Source organism: Streptomyces sp. NBC_00523, from assembly GCF_036346615.1.
Taxonomy (GTDB): Bacteria; Actinomycetota; Actinomycetes; order Streptomycetales; family Streptomycetaceae; genus Streptomyces.
Genome location: NZ_CP107836.1, coordinates 4,566,401 through 4,588,746, shown reverse-complemented (window position 1 = coordinate 4,588,746; position 22,346 = coordinate 4,566,401). Strand labels below are relative to the sequence as shown.

Below are 22,346 nucleotides of genomic sequence, written 5' to 3'. Positions count from 1 at the left end.
GGCGACGCGTCCGGTTACAGGTGGTTGACGTGGAGCAACGCGGAGGCGGTGAAGAGTTCCACGCCGACCGTGATCGCTTCCTCGTCGACGTCGAAGTTGCCCCGGTGCAGGTCCAGCCCGCGCGTGTCGCCTGGGGTGCGGACGCCCAGGCGCGCCATGGCCCCCGGGACGTGCTCCAGGTACCAGGAGAAGTCCTCGCCGCCGAGGCTCTGCTCGGTGTCCTCGATTGCGTACGATCCCCGGCGCGCGGCCATCGCGCCGGCCAGCAGGTCGGTCGCTGCGGTCTCGTTGACGACGGGCGGGACGCCCCGGACGTAGTTGATCACCGTCTTGGCCCGGTGCATTCCGGCCACCTCGTCGATCGCGGCGTGCACCAGGTCCGGCGCCTCGCGCCACGCCTTGAGGTCCAGGCAGCGGACCGTGCCGGAGAGCTCCGCGTGCTGCGGGATGACGTTGCAGGCGTGGCCCGTCTCCAAGCGCCCCCAGGTCAGGGCGAGCCCGGCCCGCGCGTCGACCCGGCGGGCCAGCAGGGCGGGCACCTCGGTGGCGACCTTGGCGGCTGCGGTGACCAGGTCCGTGGTGAGGTGCGGGCGGGCGGTGTGGCCGCCGGGTCCGTCCAGGGACAGTTCGAGGCGGTCGCAGGCGGAGGTGATCGCGCCGACCCGGAGCCCGATCCGGCCGACGTCCACCTTCGGGTCGCAGTGGACGCCGACGATCCGGCCGACGCCTTCCAGGACCCCGGACTCGATCGCGTCGGGCGCCCCGCCGGGCAGGACCTCCTCGGCCGGCTGGAAGATCAGCCGCACCGGGTTGGGCAGCAGCCCCTGCCGGTCCAGCTCGGCGAGCACGAGGCCGGCGCCGAGCACGGTGGTGGTGTGGATGTCGTGCCCGCAGGCGTGCGCCCGGTCGGGCACGGTGGAGCGGTAGGGCACGCCGCTCTTGGTGTCCGGGATGGGCAGCGCGTCGATGTCGGCCCGGAGCGCGAGCATCGGCCGGGTGTCCTCCCCGCGCGTCCCGACGTCGCACATGAGCCCGGTCCCGGAGGCGAGCACCTTCGGCGCGAGCCCGGCCTGCTCCAGCCGGGCCTTGATCGCCGCGGTGGTGCGGAACTCCTGATTGCCCAGCTCAGGGTGCATGTGGAGATCTCTGCGGAAGGCGATCAGCTCGGCGCGCAGGGCGTCGGGCAGAGCGCCGGGCAGGCTCTCGCCCTGGGAGGGACCGGCTTCGGACTCGGGGCAGATCAACTGGCTCACCTTTTGAAGGGTAAGCCTGTTCCCTCCTCAACTGACCATGAAACAAGAAAACTTCAGCCACACAGGCGAATGTTTGGCCGCGTCCCGGCGTGTGGGACGGGCGCGGGATGGGTACACTCCGGCGCTCGTCTCGTGGCGGAACCCGGCTCGATCCCCTGTACGGCTGTCCGAGCCGCGGCCTACTGTGCCGTCCGCGGACACGCACAGGTGTCCGCCGTACACCTGAGCGGTCTCCGGCCGGAGCCGCGGGACGAGGGGGCCTCGGCAGTGCTCGACGCAGTGGACCAGCGTATGCGGTCATGTCCGGAGTGCGGGGCGGAGATCCTGACGGGCCACGGGTTCGTGGAATGGTGCGCCGCCTGCGACTGGAATGTGGACCCGGGGCAGCCCGAGGAACCGATCGGCCGGGTGGACGTGCTGCGGCGCAGGCTCGCCCAGCAGCACGGCGAGGCGCTGCTCGCCGAGGTGACGACGGACGAGGCCCTGCGTCCCGGGCGCGGCACGGCCGGCGTCCTGGCCCTGGCCCTCGCGCCGGCCGTCCACGGGGTGACGGTCGCGCTGTTCGTCGGCGGGCTGCTGCTGGTGGTGCTCGGCTGGGGCGGTGGGCTGCCGCTGCTCGGCGCCGTCTGTCTGGTCGTCGCCCTCGTTCTGCGTCCGCGCTTCGGCAAGCTGCCCGAGGACGCCCCGGTCCTGCGGCGCGCCGACGCGCCGGGGCTGTTCTCGCTGATCGACGAGGTCGCCGCCGTGGTGGGAACCCGCGGCGTGGACGTCGTCGTGGTCGACGGCGAGTGCAACGCGAGCGTGTCCACGTACGGCATCCGGCGGCGCCGAGTGCTGACCCTGGGGCTCGGCCTCTGGGAGGTCCTCACGCCCGGTCAGCGTCTCGCGCTGCTGGGTCATGAGCTCGGACATTACGCCAACGGGGACTCCCGCCACGGATTCGTGGTCGGAAGCGCGCTGCGGTCGCTGGAGACCTGGGTCTACATGGTCGGCCGGACCGAACGGCCCACGCCCGGCGAGGCCCTGCTCAACGGATTGCTCCTGCTGCCGCGCTGCGCGGTGACCGGGGTCCTGCTCCTTCTGGAACGCCTGACCCTGCGGGCCGCGCAGCGCGCGGAGTACCTGGCCGACGACAGCGCCGCGCGATGCGGTTCCACCGAGGCCGCTTCCGGTCTGATGGACCGCCTGCTGATCGCGGACTCGGCGGAGGTCGTGCTACTGCGCGAGTCCAATTCCGCGCAGGCGGTACGTGGCGCGGACGCCCGGGATGCCTGGCGGGGTCTGTGGGACCGGCTGGCCGCGCGCATTGACGCCGTACCGGAGAGCGAGCACGAACGGCTGCGCCGGGCCGGGGCCCGTCGCGGGCACAGTGTCGACGCCACGCATCCGCCCACCCATCTGCGCCGGGCCCGACTGCTCGCCTCGTCCCCGGTACCGGCGGCGGTCACCACGGGCGCGGCGCGCGAGGCGGCCCTGAGCGAGGAGCTGGCCGGGGCCCGGGAGCGCGTGGCGCGGCAGATCATGAACGGCCGTTAGTCCGCGCCCCCTCACGCCTCCCCCGTCACCGCCGTAACCCGCCAGGGCGCCAGGCGGTGGACGTCGCGGGCGGTCTCCGTCACGCCGCTCAGGAAGCCCTGGGCGCGGGGGGAGGCCGTTGCGTGGAGCCATTCCGGGGCGATGTCGCAGACCGCGACCTTCACCTCGGTGCCGGCCAGGGCGAGGGGCAGGGTGTGGACCACCGTGGACGGGAAGCTCAGGACCGTGCGGCCGATGGGGCCGCGGCGGGCGATGAGCTCCAGGGGGAGGTCGGGGCGGACGATCTCCAGGCCGGTGACCGCCTCCAGGGCGTGCAGCTTCTCGGTGGACTCGCGGCGGTGCGCGAAGTAGCGGGTGGCGCCGTGCGTACGGGCGAGGGCGCCGACCGCCTCCAGATAGCGGTCCCGGTCCACCACGCCCGTCTCGACCAGCGAGGTGCCGACCAGGTCCGCGCCCTTGGTGAGCGAGGGCGGGCCGAAGCGGGACCGGGTCCAGGAGAAGGTGTTCGGGATGAGGGTGACGCCCGGCGGCGGGATCACGGGCATGGCGGTGAACAGCTCGACCTCGCGCGCCGCCGACGGGGTGAACCTGCGCCGCGCGGTGGACGTCACCGGGGCGAGGGCCAGGCCGCGCGGGTCGAAGCCGCCGCGCCGGTGCCAGCGCACCAGGCGCTCGCCCCGGGTGAGCTGGGCGACGAACTCCATGGTGGCGGTGCCGTCGTCCACCACGGTGAGGCGGCGGGGGCGTACGAGCGACAGCAGCAGCTGCACGTAGCGCGAGAACGGGTCGCCGATGACGATGTGGTCGGCGTTGCGGACGAGCCGGGTGAGGGCGCGCAGCGACTTCAGGGGGGTGCCCGAGTCGCCGCGCGCCTCCTGCCAGCGCACGGTCATGCCCTCGTCGCGGGCCAGCTCCGCCATCCGGCGCAGCTGACCGCGCGACATCGGGTCGACCGGGGGGAGGACGACGACGGTGACGTCCGTGAGGACGCGCCCGCCGCCTCCCTCGGTGACGGCCCACTCCAGGACGTTCAGGAGCTGGACCGGGCTCTCGACGAAGGCGAGGTTCACCGGCCGGCCCGTCAGACCGCGACCGGCTCGGCGGCCGGGGCCGCCGCGTCGCTCTCCGCCACGACGCCCGGGACCCGGCGGAGCTTCTTCATCGGGCCGAGCTCGGACTCGTACACCTTCTTGACGCCGTCGCCGAGGCTCGCCTCGATGGTGCGGATGTCGCGGACCAGGCGGGACAGGCCCTGCGGCTCGACGGACGCGGCCTGGTCGGAGCCCCACATGGCGCGGTCCAGGGTGATGTGGCGCTCCACGAACGCGGCGCCGAGGGCGACGGCGGCGAGGGTGGTCTGGAGGCCCGTCTCGTGGCCGCTGTAGCCGATCGGGACGTTGGGGTACTCCTGCTGGAGGGTGTTGATGACCCGCAGGTTCAGTTCCTCGGCCTTCGCCGGGTACGTGGAGGTGGCGTGGCAGAGCAGGATGTTGTCGGAGCCCAGCACCTCGACGGCGTGCCGGATCTGGCGCGGGGTCGACATGCCGGTGGAGAGGATCACCGTGCGGCCGGTGGCGCGCAGGGTGCGCAGCAGCTCGTCGTCGGTGAGCGAGGCGGAGGCCACCTTGTGGGCGGGGACGTCGAACTTCTCCAGGAAGGCGACGGCCTCGGTGTCCCACGGCGAGGCGAACCAGTCGATGCCGCGCTCGGCGCAGTGCTCGGAGATGGCCCGGTACTCGTCCTCGCCGAACTCGACGCGGTGGCGGTAGTCGATGTACGTCATGCGGCCCCAGGGGGTGTCGCGCTCGATGTCCCACTGGTCGCGCGGGGTGCAGATCTCCGGGGTGCGCTTCTGGAACTTGACGGCGTCGCAGCCGGCTTCGGCGGCCACGTCGATCAGCGCGAGGGCGTTGCCGAGGTCGCCGTTGTGGTTGATGCCGATCTCGCCGGTGATGTACACGGGGTTGCCGGGTCCGGCGGTGCGGTTGCCGAGGGTGCGCAGGCGGGAGGTGCTCATGAGGGTGTTCCTTACTCGGTGGGGGCTGTGGTGAGGGTGGGGCCCAGGAGCCAGGCCGCGATCTCGCGGATGGCGCCGGAGCCGCCGGGGGTGGTCGTCACGGCGCGCGCCGCTGCGCGCACCGAGTCGTGGGCGCTCGCGACGGCCACGGGCCAGCCGGCGAGCGCGAAGCAGGGGAGGTCGTTGACGTCGTTGCCGACGTACATGACGCGTTCGGGTGCGAGGGACTGCTCGTCGCACCACTGCTTGAGCGCGAGGTCCTTGCGGTCGACGCCGTGCAGGACGGGCACCCGCAGCTTGTGGGCGCGGGCGGCGACGACGGGGTTCTGTTCGGTGGACAGGATCAGCAGCGGTACGCCCGCCTTGCGGAGGGCGGCGATGCCGAGCCCGTCGCCCCGGTGCACGGCGACGGTCTCGCGGCCGTCGGAGTCCACGAGGACCCGGTCGTCGGTCTGGGTGCCGTCGAAGTCGAGGACCACGGCGTCGATGTCGTCCAGGGTCGGCAGCGGGGCCGGGTCCAGGAGCGGGGCGAGCGCGCGGGCGCGGGCCAGGTCGTGCGGGTCGTCGATCTCCAGGACGCGCGCGGGGTCGGTACGGACCAGCGCGGTGTGGCCGAAGAAGCGGTGGCGGTGGATGCGGAAGCCGGCGGCGTCCATGGCGTAGGCGGCGCCCGTCTCCAGCAGGTCCTCGGGGCGGTCCTGGCGGCGCGGGCGGACCCGCTTGTCGTGGTTGACGCCGTAGTTGTGGTCCTCGACCGCGGTGCCGTCGCGCCACAGGAAGCCGTGGAAGGGGGCGACGGTGACGGCGGTGTCGGCGCCCTCGCGGGCGACGGCGGCGGCGACCCCGTCGATGTCCTCGCGGGTGACGAAGGGGCTGGTGCACTGGACGAGCAGGACGACGTCGGCGGTACGTCCCCGCAGCGCCTCGTAGGCGTCGAGGGCGTGCAGCACGGCGGCCTCGCTGGTCGCGGTGTCCCCGGCGATCTCCTCGGGGCGCTGGACGCAGTGCAGCCGGGCGCTCTCACCGAGGGCTTCGGCCGCCGCGCGGGCGGCCTCGGCGACGGCGGGCGCGTCGGTCGTCACCACGACGTCGGTGACCTCGCCGGAGGCCAGGCAGGCGTTGACGGCGCGGGCGACGAGCGGGACGCCGCCGACCCGGGCGAGGTTCTTGGCGGGTACGCCCTTGGAGCCGCCGCGTGCGGGGATGACGGCGAGCACGGTGGGTCGGTTCATCGGTGCTCCAGTAGGTGGCTTGTCGGTGTTCACAGCTCCCCCATCCGCCGGACGACCGGGGCGACGCGCTGGACGCCGTGCCGGTACGCGCCCCGGGCCGCGTCCCGGACCGCCTCGCGCACCGCCGTCCTGACCCGGCCCGCCTCGCGGGGCACGGCGGCGCCGGGCAGCGGGTGGCCGTCGGGGGCCAGGTGGTGGCGGGCGAGGATGCCCGGGAGGTAGCCGGGGGCGGTGGCGGGCGTGTAGTAGGGCGCCGGGTCGGGGAGTTGCGCCCCGGCGAGCAGCGCGGTGACCCGGGCCCGGGCGGTGTCGTACGCCGTGGGGTAGCTGCCGTCGGCGGCGACGCCCTGGCCGGCCAGCCACTCCGGGTCGGGTTCCGGGTGCCCGCCGCCGTCGAGGTGGTCGAAGGAGGTGAGCAGTCCGGAGCCGGTGAAGTGGTGGTTGCCGAGGGCTTCGCGCACCCCGAGGTCGGTGAGGACGGCGGTGGGGATGCGGCGGTGCAGGGACTCCAGGGCGGCCGTGGAGGAGACGGTGACGAGGAGGTCGGTGCGGTCCAGGACCTCGCCCATGTGCCCGTACACCAGGCGGAAGTTGGGCGGGAGTCCGCCGGGCAGCCGTTCGGCGAGCCGCTGGTAGGGGTGCTCCTCGATGTGCGTGGTGTGCTCGCCGGGCTTGGAGCGCAGCTTCAGCAGCACCTCGCGGCGGGGGTGCAGCCGGGCGTGTTCGACCAGGCGCCGCAGCAGGTACGCCCGGTCGGCGCGGCTCTCCGGCACGGAGGGCTGGGCGGCGAACACCAGGGTGTCGCGACCGGGTTCGGGGCGGTACGGCTCGCCGCCGAGGAACGGGAGGGCGGCCTCGGTGACGGCCGAGACGTCGGCGCCCACTCCCTCGTACACCGCGCGGAAACGCCGGGCGTCGTGGCGGGAGTTGGCGAGGACGACGTCGGCCCCGTGGCGCAGCAGGAGCCCGTCGGTGAGCTTCTCGTAGACGACGCCGACGTAGCCGGTGACGAGGACGGGCCTGGTGGGCAGCCGGAGCGCCGCGATGCCGTGCAGCATGGCCTGGACGGCGCCGCCGACGAGGGCGAGGACGACGACGTCGTATCCCTCGTCCCGTACGGCGTGCAGGAATTCGACGGCGGTAACCTCGCGCACCCGGTCGGCGGGGATCCCCACGTCGCCGACCTCGGCGAGCTGGCGGGGGGTCGGGGTCGCCCGGCCGCGCAGCAGCAGTCCGCTGATCTCCACCCGCTGCGCGGGCTCCCCGGACACGGGGGCGGTGAGGCGGTGCGCGGTGAGCGCGCCCCATTTCCACCGGGTGTCGGAGTCGGCGATCACGGCTGCCCTGAGGGCGGTCGTCTTTTCGGTACGTCGTGGCACGTCTTCGAATTTAGGAAGGCATTCGGATTCGCGGCCCAACGTGACGGCAACAGCGGGTTAACAGCCCGCCGACACCCGGAGAATCAGCTGATGGAAAGGGCGTTCCGGGGCGGGGAATCGGGCCGGTTCATGGTCCCGACATTCTTCGTTCACCTGGTGTACCCGTCGGGTCCAGGGTAAATGCCGGACCGGCGCCTAGCGTGGTCCGCGTGGTCAAGCTCTCCGTCATCGTGCCGTTCTACAACGTTCGGGCCTACGCCCCCGACACCCTGAGAAGTCTGCGGGCCAATGCCCGCGAGGGGGTCGAATTCATCCTCGTCGACGACTGTTCGTCCGACGGGACCCTGGACATCCTCCGGCGCGCCGAGCGCGAGCTGCCGGGTGCCGTCCTGGTCCCGCACGAGCGGAACGGGGGCCTGGCCACCGCGCGCAACACGGGGATCGACGCGGCGCGCGGCGAGTACCTCACGTTCCTGGACGGCGACGACTGGGCGGCGCCCGGGCACTACGAGCGGCTGCTCGCCGCGATCACGGCCCTGGGCTGCGATTTCGTCCGTACGGACCATGTGCAGTTCACCGACCGGGTGCGCACGGTCCACCGCGTCCCGTTCGGGCTGCGGAACACCGTGGTGAGCCCGCGCGAGGTGATCCTGCCGGCCGACCGCTCGACGCCGGTGGACTACGCGTACGCCTGGGCCGGGGCCTATCACCGCCGGCTCGCGGATTCGGGGCTGCTGCGGTTCCGGGACGGGCTGCGCACGGCGGAGGACCGGCCGTGGATCTGGCGGCTGCACCGGGAGGCGGAGTCCTTCGCGGCGGTCGGGCTCCCCGGGATCTTCTACCGGCGCGGGGTCGCCTCCTCGCTGACCCAGATCGGCGATGTGCGCCAGCTGGACTTCATCCGCGCGTTCGATCAGGTGCTGGAGGAAACGGCCCTGGATCCGGACGCGGACCGGCTGATGCCGAAGGCCGTGCGTACGTACTGCGCGGTCATGGCGCACCATTTGGAATCCATCGAAAGGTTCGAACCAGCAGTGGCCAGGAAATTGCGCTCGATGAGTGCGGCTTCGCTGCGGCGCATGCCCCAGGACATTCTCGCGGAAACGCTGAATTCGCTGGGCGAGCGCCGTGCGGACCGGCTGCGCCGGGTGCGCCGCCGCTCGGTGTCGCGGGAGGTCGCGGCCTGATGCCCGCCACCATCCAGATCTTCTCGGCGTGCACGCAGTACGCCGCCGCCACGCTCGTCGCGGCCCTGCGCTCGGGCATGTTCGGGCCGCGCTCCGAGCACCGGCGCATCCTCGTCGTGAGCGACACCTCGCCCGCCCCGGAGCTCGGCACCCCGCTCCACGAGCGGCCCGGATTCGGGGCGCTGGCCGCCGAGTTCGACGCGGTGCGGTCCTGGAACGACTTCATCAGCCCGTTCCACCCGGGCGGCTGGGCCCCCCGGGAGCAGGACGCCCCGCTGTGGGAGCGGGCGGTGCGCGCGGCCTGGGACCTCGGGGACGGACCGGTCGAGCTGGCCTGCGAGTCCATCCAGGCCAACCCCGCCCAGGCGCTGGCGACGGTCTTCGGGGACAGCCCGCTGCATGTGTACGCGGACGGGCTGATGAGCTACGGACCGACCCGCAGCCGGCTCGACCAGCTGATCGGCACCCGCATCCGCCGGCTGCTCCACCTGGACCTGGTGCCGGGGCTCAAGCCCTTGCTGCTCACGGAGTTCGGGGTGGAGCCGGAGGTCGTCCCGACGGACGTGTTCCTCAAGGTGCTGGGCGAGCTGGCCGACCCGGTCGCCGCCCCCGTCGTCCCCGCCCAGGCCCCGGGCCCCGCGCTCGTCCTCGGCCAGTACCTGTCCACGCTGGGCATCCTGACGCCCCGCCAGGAGGAGGAGCTGCACGCGGGAATGGTGCGCGGCGCGGTCGCCCTCGGCCACACCCGTATCGTCTTCAAACCGCATCCCAGCGCGCCCGCCCACTGGACGCGCGCCCTGGAGGAGGAGGCGGTACGGCTCGGTGCGGTGCTCACCGTGGCGGACAGCCCGGTCCTGGCGGAGACGCTGTTCGAGTCGATGCGCCCCGCCCTCGTCGTCGGCTGCTTCTCCACCGCGCTGCTGACCGCCGCCTCGTTCTACGGACTGCCGGTCGCCCGCCTGGGCACGGGCCCGCTGCTGCAACAGCTCAGCCCGTACCAGAACAGCAACCGCATCCCCGTGACCATCGTGGACGCCCTGCTCCCCGACCTGGCCGACCCGGCGGCGGTGACCGGCTGGTCGATGCCCTCGCCGGAGGAGATCGCGCGCGGGGCCGCCGGGCTGGTCGGCGCGGTCGGCTACGCGATGCAGCCGCAGCTCCAGGCCCCCCTGCGCCCCGTCGCCGAGCGCTATCTGAGCGGCCACCGGGACGCCGTGCGGCGGTACTTCAAGCGGCGGCGGCTGACCGCGCTCGGGCTGCCGGGGGCGATTCCGGCGCAGCTCACGTTCATCCCGCGCAACGCGACGGTCCGCCGCCTCGCGCGCCGGGCCCGCACCCTGAAGCGGGCTGCGGCCGGCTGAGCATGACGAAACTCCCGATACTCCGGTTGCCGCGCGGCCGGGCCGCCGCCCTGGCCGCCGTGCTCGCCGCCCTCACCGTCTGCGCCGGGGACGCGGTGGCCCGCAGCCACCCCTTCGGCCCGCTCACCCGCAGCGTCAACGACCTGGGCAACCAGTTCGTCCCGTTCCACGCCCGCCTCTGGGACCTGCTGCACGGCCGCGCCGACGGCGGGCTGCTGCTGAACTGGCAGTCCGGCTACGGCACGGGCTTCCTGCCGGACTTCGGTACGTATCTGAGCAGCCCGTTCGCCCTGCTCGTCGGCGTCTTCCCCCGGGACCGCATCGACCTGGCGGTGTACGCGGTCACGCTGGTGAAGACCGGGGCGGCGGCGGCCGCGATGACCTGGCTCCTGACGGCGCTCCGTCGCGGCCGGGGCCGGGAGTGGGCGGCCGTCGTGCTCGGGGCCTCGTACGCGCTGTGCGGGTGGTCGGTCATCGAGGCCGTGTACAACCCGATGTGGCTGGACGGGCTGATCGCCTTCCCGCTGCTGTGCCTCGCCGCCGAGTGGGCCCGCACGGGCCGTCGGCCGGTCCTGGGCACGCTGCTGGTGACGCTGGCCTGGGTGTCGAACTTCTACACCGCGTACATGGCGACGCTCGGCGCGGCGCTGGTGCTGGTGGTGCGGCTGCTGGTGGAGGGCGGGACGCGCCGGGAGCGGGTACGGGGGCTGGGGAGGGCGGTACGGACGGTCGCGCTGGGCGTGGGACTCGCCGCGCCCGTCCTGGTGCCGGTGTATCTCGGGACGCGGCACGCCTACCCGGGCTGGACCCGCGCGTTCGCTCCGGCGGCCTGGCCCGATGTCGCGGCCCGGTTGCTCCCGGCGACGTACGGCTTCTTCAGCCCGGCGCTCTTCCTCGGCACCGGCGCCCTGCTCCTCGCGGGCGCCCTGGCCTTCCACCGGGCCGTCCCGCGCACCGAACGCCTGGTGTGGGCGGGGCTCGTGGCGGGGGTCGCGCTGTCGTTGCAGTGGGGGCCGACGCATCTGCTGTGGCACGCCTTCGCGACGCCCAACGGCAGTCCGTACCGCCAGACGTTCGTGCTGTCCGGGCTTCTGGTGATCGCCGCCTGGCTGTCGGTCGCCTCCGGCTGGCCGGACCGGCGGGCGCTCCTCGGCGGCGCGGGGGTGGTCGCGCTGATCGCCGCCGGGGCCGCGTCCAGCGCCCTGGTCACCGCCTGGACGTACCCGCTGTCCGTGGCGGGCCTGGCGGCCGTGGCGGGCGCCCTGGTGCTGGCCCGGCGCGGCCGGTACGCCGTGCTGGCGGCGCTCCTCCTGGTCGGGGCGCAGGCCGGGCAGGCCGCCGCGACGACCGCGTACGCCGACCGGCAGCGGCTGGGCCGGCTGGACGACTACGCCCCCTGGGGCGAGCGCCAGCGCCTCCAGGCGGCGGCGGTCGCCGAGGCGGACGGCTGGCCGCGCTACCGGACCGATCCGGGCCTGGAACAGAGCACGGCGAACGATCCGATGCTGACCGGCGGCCAGGGCGGGGCCTACTACAGCAGCCACACCCCGGACGTGCTGACCCGCACCTTCCTGGCCCTGGGCGCCGGGTGGACGTCCAACGGCCGCGCCCTGCACGACCCGGACAGCCCGGTGACCGACGCGGTGTTCTCCGTGGGCGCCCGGGTGCACATGCCGCGCGACCCGCACCAGGGCTGGAACCGCCCGGACGACCGCCCGGTCACGGTGACGCACGAGGACGTGCCGCCGCTGGTGACCGTACGGCCCGCCGACGAGCATGCGCGCTACGGGCGTTCCCCCTTCCGCAACCAGGAGAAGCTGCTCGGCGCGTCCGTCTACACGGTGCCGGAGACCTCTCTGCGCGCGGCGGACGGGAGCGGTGCGGGCGACACGGGCGCGTACGACTACGCGGTGCGGCCCGGCGCGTACACCCTCCGCGCGGCCTGCCCGGCGGGCAGTGAGGTGTATCTGTGGGCGCCGGACCTCTTCGGCCGCGCGCGGCTGGGTTCTGGGGAAGAGGCCGACTTCCGGGGTGAGTTGCCGGGGCGCCGGGCCGAGCTGCGGAAGCTGGGCGACGGGGGCGGGGCGCTCGACGTGGCCTTGCGGGTGGCCCGGCCGGGGACCGTCCCGCACGAGGCCGTCGGCTGCCTGGACCGGGACCGGCTGACCCGTGCGGTGGCCGGGCTGAAGCGGACGGGGGCGACGCGGGTGACGGTCACCGGGAGCGGGGTGCGCGCCGAACTCCCCCGGGGGACAAAGGGCTTGGCGGTGCTCGCCGCGCCCCGGATCGCCGGGTGGAGCTGCGGGGGCCGCCCGGCGGACTCGTACCTCGGGCTGGTCGCGGCCCCGGTGAGCGGCGACCGGCCGGTGCTGGACTGCGCGTACCGGCCGCCGGGGCTGAAGGCGGGGAGCCTCGCGGGGGGCCTGGCGCTGCTGGGGCTGGTGGCGGTGGGGCTGACCGGACGGCGGCGCAGGGCGGCGCCGTAAACCTGAACACCCCCGACGACACCGAGACTTCATCTCCGCGTGGTGGGAGCGGCCCGGCGCTCGCGCGTACGTTCCCAGCCATGGTCTCCCTTCTGAACAACCGCCTCGCACGGCGCGCCCTGCGCCCCGCCGCCGCCCTGGTCGACCGCCGCATCCAGCAGCGCGTGGAGCGCGCCGCCGGGCCGTTGCGCGGCGAACTCGCCACCCTGCGCAGGGAGTACGAGGAGGAGCGGCGCGGCCGGTATGCCGTGGAGCTGCTGCTCGACGGGACCGGGCGCGGCGCCCACCGCATGCCCCCGGCCCATGAGGTGGACCGGCTGGTCCGCGAGGTGGGGGCGCTGGCCGGGAACAACGCGGCGGCGCGGCGCAGTGTGGTGTCCGCCTACCGCACGGTGGTCGCCCTGGAGGCGCTGGGCGTCGGGCGGCTGGCGGGCTCGACGTCCAATGTGTGCGGCAAGCTGGCGACCGTACCGCTGCTGGCCCCGCCGAACGGGCGCATCCTGGAGATCGGCACGCTGTACGGGCTGTTCGCCGCCGCGCTGACCCGGATGACGCACCGGGCGGGGGTCGAGCCGGAGCTGACGATCGTGGACCCGTTGGCCGGTTCCCAGCTCCAGCCGGGCACCTCGCAGCCCGCCGACCCCACGGGCACGCCGGTCCGCGAGGACGTGGTGCGGGCCAACCTGGCGCTGACCGGGGGCGGCACCACCCACCACCCCCGGATCGTGCGGGGCTTCTCCAGCGCCCCGGAGGTGCGGGCGGAGGCGGGCGACCGGGAGTACGGGGTGATCGTGGTGGACGGCGACCACTCCATGGCGGGGGTGGCCGCCGACCTGGAATGGGTCGAGGGGATCGTGGCCCCCGGCGGGATCGTGGTCCTCGACGACTACGGGGACGCGGCGTGGCCGGGCGTCCAGGAGGCCCTGGACAAGCATCTGGCGGACGGGACCTCGCGGCTGCGGCTGCTGGGGCGCGTGGCGACGTCGGCGTACCTGCGGGCGGAGTGACCCGTAGCCCCTGAAGGACCCGTCAGACGCTGCTGAGCGACAGCTTCGCGGCGAAGCCGAGGAACAGCACCCCGGCCGCCGAGGTGGCCCCGGCCGAGAGCCGCCGGCGCCTGCGGAAGGCGGCGGACAGCCGGGTGCCGCCGAAGATCAGCGCCGACAGGTACAGGAAGCTGGCGAGCTGGAGCAGGGTGCCGAGGACCAGGAACGACAGGGCGGGGTAGGCGTATCCGGGGTCCACGAACTGCACGAAGAACGAGATCAGGAAGAGGATCGCCTTCGGGTTGAACAGGCTGACCACCAGCGCCCGCCGGTACGGCCGCTCCATGGCCCCCGGGGCCCGCGCCTCGGCCCGCTCCTCGTCGGTGATCTCGGCGACCCGCCGGTGCCGCTCGCGCCACATCGACACGGCCGCCCGCAGCATCCCGATCGCCATCCAGGTCAGATAGCCGGCGCCCGCGTACTTGACGACGGCGAACAGCACGGGCGTCGTCTGCAGCAGCGACGAGGCGCCCAGCGCCGACAGCGTCATCAGCACGGTGTCCCCGGTCCACACCCCGGCCGCCGCCACATACCCGGTCCGCACCCCGCGCCGCGCGGCGACGGACAGCACGTACAGCGAATTCGGCCCCGGCAGCAGAACGATCAGCACGAGGCCGGCGAGATAGGTCGGAAGGTCGGTGACACCCAGCATGAAACGGAGTCTCGCACGCGGCCACGACCGCGCGGAAGCGGGAATTCCGGGTGCGGGGGTGCGGAAGGGTGCGTTCTGCGTCACAGACACGCGACGGTTGACGCGGTGCAGGATTCGGCAACCGGTTGGCGTGGGAACCCGTCCCATGAGATACGCGAGTGCGCGGGCCGAAGACGCCGGGGCCGAGGATGCAGGGGGCTGGGATGATACGCACGGGCAGGACCGGGCGCGGTTACGCGCTCCGAGGGGCCGCCGTCGTGGCCGTGGTGGCGATGGCCGGGGTGACCGCCGGATGCAAGGAGCAGCTCGCGGCCGGTGCCTCGGCCGCGCCCTCCGCACCGGCGGGCAGCAGCTCCCCCGCCGACGACGCGAAGCCGGGCGACGGCTCCGCGAGCCCGTCGGCGAGCGCGAAGCCGAAGGAGCCGGTCAAGGCGTCGCCCAAGCCGAGCGCGACCCGCTCCACGCCCACGGCCGACCCGCAGGGCACGGTGCTGATGGCGAGCGGGGCCGAGGGCAAGCAGGTGCGCGAACTCCAGGCGCGGCTGCGGCAGATCGGGCATTTCGACCGCAGCCCCACGGGCTACTACGGGACGGTCACCGTGGCCGCCGTGCAGTCCTTCCAGGGCAAGCGCGGTCTGGCCAGGACCGGCAGGACCGACACCGTCACCTGGCAGAAGCTGCTCGGCATGACGCACAAGCCGACAGCCACCGAGCTGAACCCGCCGACCACCCGGCCGGTCGCCAAGCCGGACAAGCGGTGTCTGACCGGCCGTGTCATCTGCATCAGCAAGAACAGCCGCACGCTGTCCTGGATGATCGACGGCAAGGTCCTCTCGTCCATGGACGTGCGGTTCGGCTCGCAGTACACACCGACCCGCGAGGGCACGTTCTCCGTGTACTGGAAGTCGCGCCACCACGTGTCCACGATCTACCACACGGCCATGCCGTACGCGATGTTCTTCAGCGGCGGCCAGGCGGTGCACTACTCCTCGGACTTCGCGGCCCGCGGCTACAACGGGGCCTCGCACGGGTGTGTGAACGTCCGGGACGAGGGGAAGATCGCGGCCCTGTTCGCCGCCGTCCGCACCGGGGACAAGGTCGTCGTCCACAAGTGAGGCGGCGAGAGGAATGAGGGGCGCGGACGGGACCGGGGGAACGTGTCCCGCCCGCGCCATGTGCGCCGAGCCGCAGGTACGGGGGGAACCCCGGCTCCGGGCGCTGCCGATGACCAGTCGGCTCATTCCGTACAGCGTCGGCAGGCCGGAAAACGTCACACCGACCGGTACGGACGCTCAGCGGGCCGCCGCGGAGGCGGCCGGCCAGGGGTCATCGGAGGCGAAGTCCGTCGCCCCCGGGTCCGGTGCGACGGCCGCCGTCGAGGGGCCGGGCGACTCGGTGAACCGGATGGCGGGGAGCGGCGCGGAGGCGTCGCCGCCCTGCTCGGCGTCACCCGCGCCGCTGCCGTGCTTGCCGTCCTCGGCGTCGAGCAGCCGGTCGCAGAACCGGTCGAGGTTGCGGGCGCCCTTGGCCAGGGCTTCGAGGCGGGTGCGGCGGTCGGCGTCGAGCGTGCCGTCCCGGTAGTCGCGGCACGCCTGGAGAGTCTTGGCGTACCAGGAGCCGGAGGGGTCGTCGCCGGAGTGGCCGCTCCCCTTGCCGGTGTCCTCGTCGCTGTCGCCGTCGCCGTCGTCATGGGAGGTGCCGCCGCCGGGGGACGTGGCGCCGCCGGTGCGGCTGCCGCCGGTCCGGTCGGTGCCGGTCCCGTCGTCCTTGCCGCTCCGGTCGTCGTGGGACGCACCGTCGCCGGGGAGCGCGGTGTCCTCGTCGTCGGCGTCGGGACGGTCGCCGGGGGGCGGGGCGTCCGGGGTGGGGGTGCCGGGCGGCGGGGGCGCGGAGGTCTCCTCGTCGGGGAGGACGTCGGTGCCCAGCTCCTCGGGGGACTCGGCGGCCGAGACCGAGGTCGCCGGTGAGGGGGTGTGCCGGCCGAAGGGGCCGGGCAGCATCCCGGACCCGGCGGCCACGGCCACCCCTCCTATGGCACAGCAGGCCAGCGAGGCGACGAGTCCGAAGCGCAGGGGCCGGCTCCAGCGGAACGGGCGGTCGGTGCGCTTCGGGCCCGCCGCCCGGCCTATGTGGACCGGGGCGAGCGTCGCCGTCTCGGCTTCGTCGTCGTGCGCGGCCGTGATCCCGGCGGTACGGGGGCTGCGGGGGGCGGCGCGGAAGGCGGCGAGCGCGGCGGCCTCGCCGGGGAGTTCACCGGTGGCGGGGCGGGCGGTGCGGGCGACGGCGTCGAGGGCGGCGGCCAGGCGCTCGGCGTCCTGGCGGGGACGGCCTTCGGCAGGGTCGACCGGTTCGCCGCGGAGCAATTTCTCCGCCGCTTCCTTGTCAAGCCATGCGTACTGCTCGTCGGCCATCACATGTCCTTCTGCGTCCACAGACGCGAATGCGTCACACCGGCGGGAGCCACCAGGCCGGTGCGTGGGGGGCGTTGCACGGGTACGGCACCGAGCTCCCCGGTCCGTCCCGGCGCGTCCCCCGCATTCTTCCGGAAGGCCGCCGAGGACGCCTCGGGGCCCTCCGGCTCCGCCCGGCGCCGCCGGGTGCCGTCCGCCTGACCGGGGAGCCTGGCCGGGCCGGGGCCGGGCTGTCCGCCCTCGCCGCCCGGGCGCTGGGCCGCGATGCCCGCCGTGTCCGCCCCGAGCAGTTCGGCGAGCCGCTTCAGTCCGCGGTGGGCGGCGGTGCGGACCGCGCCGGGCCGCTTGCCGAGGGTCTCCGCGGCGCTCTTCGCGTCGAGGCCGACCACCACGCGGAGCACCACCGCCTCGGCCTGGTCCTGCGGCAGCTGGGCGATGAGCGACAGGGTGCGCCCGGTCGCCAGGGACTCGATCGCCTCGTCGGCCGTGTCGGAACCGGCCGGCTTGTCGGAGAGCTCCGTCTCGTCGCCGCCGATGGCGGGGCGCCTGCCGCGCATCCGGAGATGGTCCAGCGCCCGGTTGCGGGCTATGCGCGCGGCCCAGCCCCGGAAGCGGTCCGCGTCCCCGCTGAAACGGTCGAGGTCACGGGCTATCTGAAGCCACGACTCGGACGCCACGTCCTCGGCGTCCGGCTCCCCCACCAGTGTCCTTATGTAGCCAAGCAGCCGCGGCTGCACAGCGCGGTACACAGTACGGAAGGCGTCCTCGTCCCCGCGCTGTGCCGCGAGCACCGCGGCAGTAAGCCCCGCGTCGTCCCCCAGCACTACCTCAACCCTGCCCTGCTGTCCGAATCGCAGCTGGTCACCACTGCCGCGCCACCCTGCGCGACTCCGCACGCTACGTCCTTGGCGTGCACCGCGTCCATGACTTGTACAACCCGCAACATTCCATCGCCCCACCCCGGTGTGACAGAAAACGCACCCGCGGCGCAGAGATGAGTACGGGGTCGCCCTGCGGCCCCGCGGAAGACGACCGGGGCCTCTCCTGTGGGGGGTGGCGGCCCCGGTCGTCCTCGTTCTTCCCGCCACGCGACGGCCGTTCACGTACGAGGATGACTCCGTGACGACCACCGCAGGCGTTCCCGCCGTCCCGGTCCGCGTGTGCGCGGTCCTCGTCGAAGGCGGCGAGCTCTGTCTCATCCGGCGTGGGCGGCCCGCCGGAGCGCAGTACTCGCTGCCCGGCGGGCTGCTCCACGCGGACGAGCAGGTGTCCGCCGGACTGGCCCGGGAACTGCGCGAGGAGCTGGGCCTCGATGTCGCGGCGCTGCCCGAACCGCCCCGGCTGCTCCGGGTGCAGGACCAGGTCACGACGCGGCCCGGCCGCCCCGGTACGTTCCGCCGGCTCCACCTCATCCATCTGCTGCCCGTGCCCCGCGAGGTGCGCGCGGCCTTCCCGGCCACCGAGTTGGACGCGGAGGACGGGGCCCGTGTCGTCTGGGTGCCCCTCGCGGAGGCCGCCGGGCTGCACCTCTACCCGGCGGCCGGACCGGTGCTGCTGGACCCGGCCGGGCCCGACGTACTGCTGCCCCCGCTCACCGACCTGACGTACGCCTGGCGGTAGGGGCCGAGGGCTCAGGACCGCACCCGTCCCCGTCGGGCCGCCGCCGCGCGGAGTATCCGGCCGCCCTCCGTGGAGACGTCGCGGATCTGGCGCAGGCCCGCCGTGGCCGGGGCGTTCTCGTCCATGGCGGACAGCATCTCCAGGATCGCGGTCTGGCGGGCCGCCTCCCCGGCCAGCAGCGGGCCCGCGCCCGAGGGGTCGCCCGCCCGGCAGCGGGCCACCGGGTCCGGGAGCGCGGGGGCGGTCATGTCGTGGCCGAGGTGGACCTCCAGGGCCAGCACCGAGCAGGCGTCCGCCCAGGCGCGCAGCGCTTCGCCCGCCCGGTCGTCCGGGGCGTCGGCGAGCAGGTCCCGGACGGGGGCGGCCGGTTCGCCGGGGTGCGCGAGGGTGTCCAGGGCGGTGCGGGCCTCGGCGAGGCGGGCGGGCCAGAGGCGGGGCTCGGCGCAGGCGGCCCAGAGCGGGCGCAGCGGTTCGGGGCCGGTGGCGCCCGGGGCGGGCTGGGGCAGACAGCGTTCGAGGCAGGCGACCGCGGAGGCGGCGAGCCCGCGTTCGTCGGCGGCGGCGATCAGGTCGAGCAGGCTCATCGGCGTCTCCTGTCAGCCCTCCCATGAGCCCCATGCCGGGACACAGGGGGGCGCAGCGCTTCCTGTTATCGCATTCAGCGCCGAATGGCCGAAAAGCGTCACTGCCTCTGGCCGATTACCGCCGCCGGGGCCCCCGTCTCAGTGCGCCTGGAGCGGACGCGGCACCGCGGGGAACGCGCCGAGTTCCGCGCGCCGGGACTGCATCGCCGTCACCCTGCGGACGACCAGGATGGCCAGGACCGCCGCGACGAGGTCGAGCGCATCGGTGGCGGCAACCAGGTCGAGCCCGCGGATGATCTCGTCCCCGGTCTCCGCGTCGGCGTAGAGGCGGCCGGCGCCCCGGCTCACGAGCTGGTCCGCGACCAGCGCCGCCCACCACGCGTTCAGCAGGCCGCGCGGCACGAAGGACCGGTGTCCAAGGCCGTCGAGCGGGGCACTGGCGGACCACACACCGCTCACCACCCGGTACGGCAGCCACAGGTTGCCGATGGGTACGAACCAGCCGCCGATCGCCCAGCCGGGCCGCAGCGTGTGGGCGGACGGGTCGAACACTTCCGCGTTGCGCCGGACCCGGTGCAGCCACACGAGGAAGACGACGACCGTCGCGAGGAAGGTGAGCGACTGGAGGGCCCCGGTGGACCGGTACAGGTTGTCGGCGTGGTTCCACGCCACCTCGTCGACCCTGCCGCCGTCCGCCTCGTCGGCGTACAGCATGCGGGCGTGGACACCGGCGGCGATCGACAGCACGTCCGCGACGGCCGCCGCGCCGAGCAGCACGCACACCGCCCTGGCCAGGCCGACCGGTGAGCGCAGCTGGTCCGGCCCGAGCGGCTCCGGCGCCCAGCCGGGGCTGCCGGCCCAGGACTGGGACTGGGACTGGCCCCGGCCGGCGTCCGCCGCAGTGGTGCACACGGCGCACCGCGCACCGGCCGAGCCGACCGGTCTCGTACCGCAGAGTGAACAGAGCATGGAAACGGAACCCCCCAGGATTCAGACGTCGACGCGAGAAGCGCGCGCGTCCCTCCCCGGACGAGCGCGGCCACCGGAACGTAATGCCCGGTGGCCGCGTTGTCCATGGTCAGAGACGTTTCCGGCGGCTCAGCCCGCGTCGATCTCCTTCGCCAGGGACTGGAATTTCGCGTAGCTCAGCTTCGGCTTGCCCGGGACCCACAGCTTCTGGGCCGTCGCCCGCAGCGGCATCCGGATGCCCGCGGCGACCTGCTCGGCGGTCTGGGCGTTCGGGAAGTCGCCCCAGACCGCGAACCGGCCGCCGAGGATCTGGTCCGAGTAGCGCGCCGGGACCGGGGTGGTGCCGCGCAGCACGAGCGGGGTCCACTGCTCGTAGATCCGCTTGCCGGTCGGGTAGACGAAGGCGTTGGGCTGGCCGAGCACGTAGTACATGAACTCGTCGTTGAGGTTGAGGACCTTGCGGCCCTCGCGCAGATACTCCTCCGGCGACCGGGCCCCGTACTCCTTGCCCGTCCAGTACTCGACCTCGATGTCCTTGTCGGCGCGCACCTCGCTGTCGCGGAACTGGCCGTCGTTCCACGCCTTCGGCCGCATGTCGTGCTTGCGGACCACCTTCGCCCGGTCGTTGAGCCAGCCGGTGGCGAGGTCGGAGATGCCGGCCCCGGAGCCGTACTTCGCGACCGCCGCGCGCTGGAGCTGCGGGTAGGAGGCGGCCGGGTTGCTCGCCATCAGCGCCCGGTACTCGTCGCCGCCCAGGTGCCAGTACGCGCCGCCGAACAGCTCCGCGTACTCGCCGAGGAGCTCGTCGATCAGCTTGGCCGCGCCCGGCTTGGAGATGTCCAGCGACCCGGTCGAGGCGACGCCCGAGACGTTGTGCAGCTGGAGGTCGGGGTGGGCGCGCAGCACCGCGCCGAGGTGGCCCGGCGAGTCGATCTCCGGGACGACCTGGATGTGCAGCCGGCCGGCCAGGGCGACGATGTGCCGCACCTGCTTCTTCGTCAGGTGGTCCGGCGAGACCACCTCGGGGTGCGTGTCCGACTCGATGCGGAACGCCTGGTCGTCGGAGAAGTGCAGGCCGAGCTGGTTGAGCTTGAGGTCGGCCATCTCGTGCATCCGGTCCTCGATCCAGGACGCGGTGTAGTGCTTGCGGGCGATGTCGAGGTTGAGGCCGCGCTGCGGCTTGTCGGGCCGGTCGCGCACCTCGCCCTCGGGCATCGAGCCGTCGGCGCGCACGGACTGCTTGAGGGTGCGCGTCCCGTAGAAGACGCCCGCCTCGCCCGGCCCGCTGATCCGCACCCGCCCGTCGGCGGTGCGCAGGGTGTACGACTCGGACCCGCCGGACGCCTTCGGGGTGAGGGCCAGCTCGACGTCACCGGCGCGGGCGGCCGCCTCGCCCCGGTAGTGGATCTTCAGCTCGCCGGCCAGCAGCTTGCCCTCGTCGGCGAGCTTGCCGCTGCCCTTCGCGAGGACCACCCCGCTGTCCTTGCCGGGCTTCCAGCCGGGCCCGTGGGCGGGGGTGTGCTCGCGTACGGCGGGGATGGTGCGGGGCGTCTTGGAGAGCGGGTAGCTGCGGGTCGGTGACGGGGTGGGGGAAGGGGACGACGCCGCACGGGACGTCTCGGGGCCGTTGCCGTGCTCGGTTCCGGAGCCGCCGCAGCCGACGAGCACGACGCTCGCCGCGGCCACCGCCGTCACGGCCAGGAGGGCGCCGCGTGAGGATGCCATCAGTCAGAAACCTCCGGTTCGGAGAAACGTGGGGGGAGAAAAGTCAGAGGCGGGTCAGGGAAAAGTCAGGGGCGGGTCGGAGTAAAGGGAGCAGAACTACGAGGAAAAGGGGCAGATGAAGGGAGGTAACCGGGCATTCTCCTCACACAACCGCTCGCCAGGCATCGCGAAACTCTCCCGTCCGGGTGAAATTCGCGCATCCTTCGCCCACCCTTATCCCCTCCTCGCTAGCGTTGAGCTTCCTTCACATCCGAGTCCCCCTTCATCTCTCCATTCGGGAGCTCCCGCTGTCCAGGTCCAGCGAGTCCCACGCCGGCCTTCCCGAGCAGCCGCCCCGGCCCGCCCGGCGCACCGCCGTGCCCGTACAGAGCCGCAGCGGCGCCCCCGCCCGGTCCGCCCCGCACGCCTGGGGCCTGCCCCGGTTCAACGGCGCGCCCGCCCCCGAGGCCGAGGCGGCCCTCCTGGAGTGCTTCGGCAGCGCGGCCTGGGCGCGCCGGCTCGCCGACCACCGCCCCTACCCGGACACGGACGCGCTGCTCGCCGCGGCCGACGAGGCGGCCTACGACCTGGCCCCCGCCGATCATGCCGAGGCGCTGGCGGCCGAGGAGTCACCGGGGCTGCGGCCGGACGCGCCGCGCTCCGCCCATCTCGCACTGGCCGCCGCCCACGCCGAGTACGAACGCAGGTTCGGCCACGCCTTCGTGATCTGCCTGGACGGCTATCCGCCTGCCGAGCACCCGGACCAGGTCCTGGCCGGCATCCGGGCCCGGCTGGGGCACGAGGAGGACCGGGAGCGGGCGGTCGCGGCGGACGAAATGCGGCGACTCGCCCGGGGTCGACTGGCCGCGTTGGTATCGAGTCGATAACGGGTTGCGGACGGGCCGGGCG

General features: G+C 74.0%; 19 protein-coding genes. 8 read left to right on the top strand and 11 right to left on the bottom strand.

The features are described from left to right. Positions 1 to 14: 14 nt before the first annotated feature. Positions 15 to 1,244, bottom strand: coding sequence for an amidohydrolase (locus tag OHS17_RS21005; protein ID WP_330315313.1), 1,230 nt, complete (start codon positions 1,242 to 1,244; stop codon positions 15 to 17). A gap of 300 nt (positions 1,245 to 1,544) precedes the next feature. Between OHS17_RS21005 and OHS17_RS21000 the strand changes: the two genes are divergently transcribed. After that, complete coding sequence (locus tag OHS17_RS21000) at positions 1,545 to 2,789, top strand: M48 family metallopeptidase (RefSeq protein ID WP_330313413.1); 1,245 nt, start codon at positions 1,545 to 1,547, stop codon at positions 2,787 to 2,789. An 11-nt stretch (positions 2,790 to 2,800) separates the two neighbouring features. Here OHS17_RS21000 and OHS17_RS20995 read toward each other — a convergent pair whose 3' ends face one another. From OHS17_RS20995 to OHS17_RS20980, 4 genes are read right to left on the bottom strand one after another with little or no spacing between them, the layout of a single operon-like run. Then, positions 2,801 to 3,859, bottom strand: coding sequence for a hypothetical protein (locus OHS17_RS20995; RefSeq protein ID WP_330313412.1), 1,059 nt, complete (start codon positions 3,857 to 3,859; stop codon positions 2,801 to 2,803). An 11-nt stretch (positions 3,860 to 3,870) separates the two neighbouring features. After that, on the bottom strand, positions 3,871 to 4,806 hold the full coding sequence (locus tag OHS17_RS20990) for an N-acetylneuraminate synthase family protein (RefSeq protein ID WP_018101077.1): 936 nt from the start codon (positions 4,804 to 4,806) through the stop codon (positions 3,871 to 3,873). Positions 4,807 to 4,817: 11 nt separating this feature from the next. Next, positions 4,818 to 6,038: an acylneuraminate cytidylyltransferase gene (locus OHS17_RS20985; protein WP_330313411.1), complete on the bottom strand. Its 1,221-nt coding sequence runs from the start codon at positions 6,036 to 6,038 to the stop codon at positions 4,818 to 4,820. Between the two features lie 29 nt (positions 6,039 to 6,067). Further along, positions 6,068 to 7,417, bottom strand: coding sequence for a DUF6716 putative glycosyltransferase (locus OHS17_RS20980; RefSeq protein ID WP_330313410.1), 1,350 nt, complete (start codon positions 7,415 to 7,417; stop codon positions 6,068 to 6,070). Between the two features lie 209 nt (positions 7,418 to 7,626). On the opposite strand from OHS17_RS20980, the gene OHS17_RS20975 reads away from it, so the two are divergent. The 4 genes from OHS17_RS20975 to OHS17_RS20960 all read left to right on the top strand — a co-directional run bounded on the left by OHS17_RS20975 (position 7,627) and on the right by OHS17_RS20960 (position 13,458). Next, a complete protein-coding gene (locus OHS17_RS20975; protein WP_026171261.1) occupies positions 7,627 to 8,604 on the top strand; it encodes a glycosyltransferase family 2 protein in 978 nt (325 codons plus the stop codon). After that, positions 8,604 to 9,965 carry a polysialyltransferase family glycosyltransferase gene (locus tag OHS17_RS20970; RefSeq protein ID WP_330313409.1) on the top strand — a complete coding sequence of 454 codons (1,362 nt, stop codon included), beginning with the start codon at positions 8,604 to 8,606 and terminating at the stop codon, positions 9,963 to 9,965. Before OHS17_RS20975 ends, OHS17_RS20970 begins: the two co-directional genes overlap by 1 nt. 2 nt (positions 9,966 to 9,967) lie before the next feature. Further along, positions 9,968 to 12,451, top strand: coding sequence for a YfhO family protein (locus OHS17_RS20965; protein WP_330313408.1), 2,484 nt, complete (start codon positions 9,968 to 9,970; stop codon positions 12,449 to 12,451). A gap of 80 nt (positions 12,452 to 12,531) precedes the next feature. Beyond that, a complete protein-coding gene (locus tag OHS17_RS20960; protein WP_330313407.1) occupies positions 12,532 to 13,458 on the top strand; it encodes a class I SAM-dependent methyltransferase in 927 nt (308 codons plus the stop codon). A 22-nt stretch (positions 13,459 to 13,480) separates the two neighbouring features. On the opposite strand, the gene leuE is transcribed toward OHS17_RS20960, so the two are convergent. Beyond that, complete coding sequence (gene leuE / locus OHS17_RS20955) at positions 13,481 to 14,149, bottom strand: leucine efflux protein LeuE (protein ID WP_330313406.1); 669 nt, start codon at positions 14,147 to 14,149, stop codon at positions 13,481 to 13,483. Positions 14,150 to 14,352: 203 nt separating this feature from the next. Here leuE and OHS17_RS20950 point away from each other — a divergent pair, with 203 nt between their 5' ends. Beyond that, positions 14,353 to 15,264 (top strand): L,D-transpeptidase family protein, encoded by a 912-nt coding sequence (locus OHS17_RS20950; protein ID WP_330313405.1) that lies wholly within the window; start codon positions 14,353 to 14,355, stop codon positions 15,262 to 15,264. Positions 15,265 to 15,441: 177 nt separating this feature from the next. Here OHS17_RS20950 and OHS17_RS20945 read toward each other — a convergent pair whose 3' ends face one another. Both OHS17_RS20945 and OHS17_RS20940 read right to left on the bottom strand, forming a co-directional pair. Then, entirely contained in the window at positions 15,442 to 16,560 is a 1,119-nt protein-coding gene (locus OHS17_RS20945) for a hypothetical protein (protein ID WP_330313404.1), read from the bottom strand. Beyond that, positions 16,560 to 17,384 (bottom strand): RNA polymerase sigma factor, encoded by an 825-nt coding sequence (locus tag OHS17_RS20940; protein ID WP_330313403.1) that lies wholly within the window; start codon positions 17,382 to 17,384, stop codon positions 16,560 to 16,562. The genes OHS17_RS20945 and OHS17_RS20940 overlap by 1 nt, the downstream gene beginning before the upstream one ends. A gap of 295 nt (positions 17,385 to 17,679) precedes the next feature. Here OHS17_RS20940 and OHS17_RS20935 point away from each other — a divergent pair, with 295 nt between their 5' ends. Continuing rightward, positions 17,680 to 18,180 (top strand): NUDIX hydrolase, encoded by a 501-nt coding sequence (locus OHS17_RS20935; RefSeq protein ID WP_330313402.1) that lies wholly within the window; start codon positions 17,680 to 17,682, stop codon positions 18,178 to 18,180. Between the two features lie 11 nt (positions 18,181 to 18,191). Here the strand turns inward: OHS17_RS20935 and OHS17_RS20930 are convergent, their stop codons facing one another. From OHS17_RS20930 to OHS17_RS20920, 3 genes are all read right to left on the bottom strand, one after another. After that, positions 18,192 to 18,764 carry a hypothetical protein gene (locus OHS17_RS20930; RefSeq protein WP_330313401.1) on the bottom strand — a complete coding sequence of 191 codons (573 nt, stop codon included), beginning with the start codon at positions 18,762 to 18,764 and terminating at the stop codon, positions 18,192 to 18,194. A 138-nt stretch (positions 18,765 to 18,902) separates the two neighbouring features. Then, positions 18,903 to 19,676, bottom strand: a complete 774-nt coding sequence (locus OHS17_RS20925) for a DUF4328 domain-containing protein (protein WP_330313400.1) — start codon at positions 19,674 to 19,676, stop codon at positions 18,903 to 18,905. Positions 19,677 to 19,862: 186 nt separating this feature from the next. Continuing rightward, the gene (locus tag OHS17_RS20920) at positions 19,863 to 21,458 is read right to left on the bottom strand and encodes a beta-N-acetylhexosaminidase (RefSeq protein ID WP_330313399.1); all 1,596 of its coding nucleotides are present in this window, start codon (positions 21,456 to 21,458) and stop codon (positions 19,863 to 19,865) included. Positions 21,459 to 21,814: 356 nt separating this feature from the next. Between OHS17_RS20920 and OHS17_RS20915 the strand changes: the two genes are divergently transcribed. After that, positions 21,815 to 22,324: a 2-oxo-4-hydroxy-4-carboxy-5-ureidoimidazoline decarboxylase gene (locus OHS17_RS20915; protein WP_330313398.1), complete on the top strand. Its 510-nt coding sequence runs from the start codon at positions 21,815 to 21,817 to the stop codon at positions 22,322 to 22,324. Positions 22,325 to 22,346 lie beyond the last annotated feature (22 nt).

Coding starts and splice junctions, on each gene's coding strand:
- OHS17_RS21000 (WP_330313413.1), top strand. CDS start 1,545: ATGCGGTCATGTCCGGAGTGCGGGGCGGAGATCCTGACGGGCCACGGG.
- OHS17_RS20990 (WP_018101077.1), bottom strand. CDS start 4,806: ATGAGCACCTCCCGCCTGCGCACCCTCGGCAACCGCACCGCCGGACCC.
- OHS17_RS20985 (WP_330313411.1), bottom strand. CDS start 6,038: ATGAACCGACCCACCGTGCTCGCCGTCATCCCCGCACGCGGCGGCTCC.
- OHS17_RS20970 (WP_330313409.1), top strand. CDS start 8,604: ATGCCCGCCACCATCCAGATCTTCTCGGCGTGCACGCAGTACGCCGCC.
- OHS17_RS20965 (WP_330313408.1), top strand. CDS start 9,968: ATGACGAAACTCCCGATACTCCGGTTGCCGCGCGGCCGGGCCGCCGCC.
- OHS17_RS20960 (WP_330313407.1), top strand. CDS start 12,532: ATGGTCTCCCTTCTGAACAACCGCCTCGCACGGCGCGCCCTGCGCCCC.
- leuE (WP_330313406.1), bottom strand. CDS start 14,149: ATGCTGGGTGTCACCGACCTTCCGACCTATCTCGCCGGCCTCGTGCTG.
- OHS17_RS20950 (WP_330313405.1), top strand. CDS start 14,353: ATGATACGCACGGGCAGGACCGGGCGCGGTTACGCGCTCCGAGGGGCC.
- OHS17_RS20945 (WP_330313404.1), bottom strand. CDS start 16,560: ATGGCCGACGAGCAGTACGCATGGCTTGACAAGGAAGCGGCGGAGAAA.
- OHS17_RS20930 (WP_330313401.1), bottom strand. CDS start 18,764: ATGAGCCTGCTCGACCTGATCGCCGCCGCCGACGAACGCGGGCTCGCC.
- OHS17_RS20920 (WP_330313399.1), bottom strand. CDS start 21,458: ATGGCATCCTCACGCGGCGCCCTCCTGGCCGTGACGGCGGTGGCCGCG.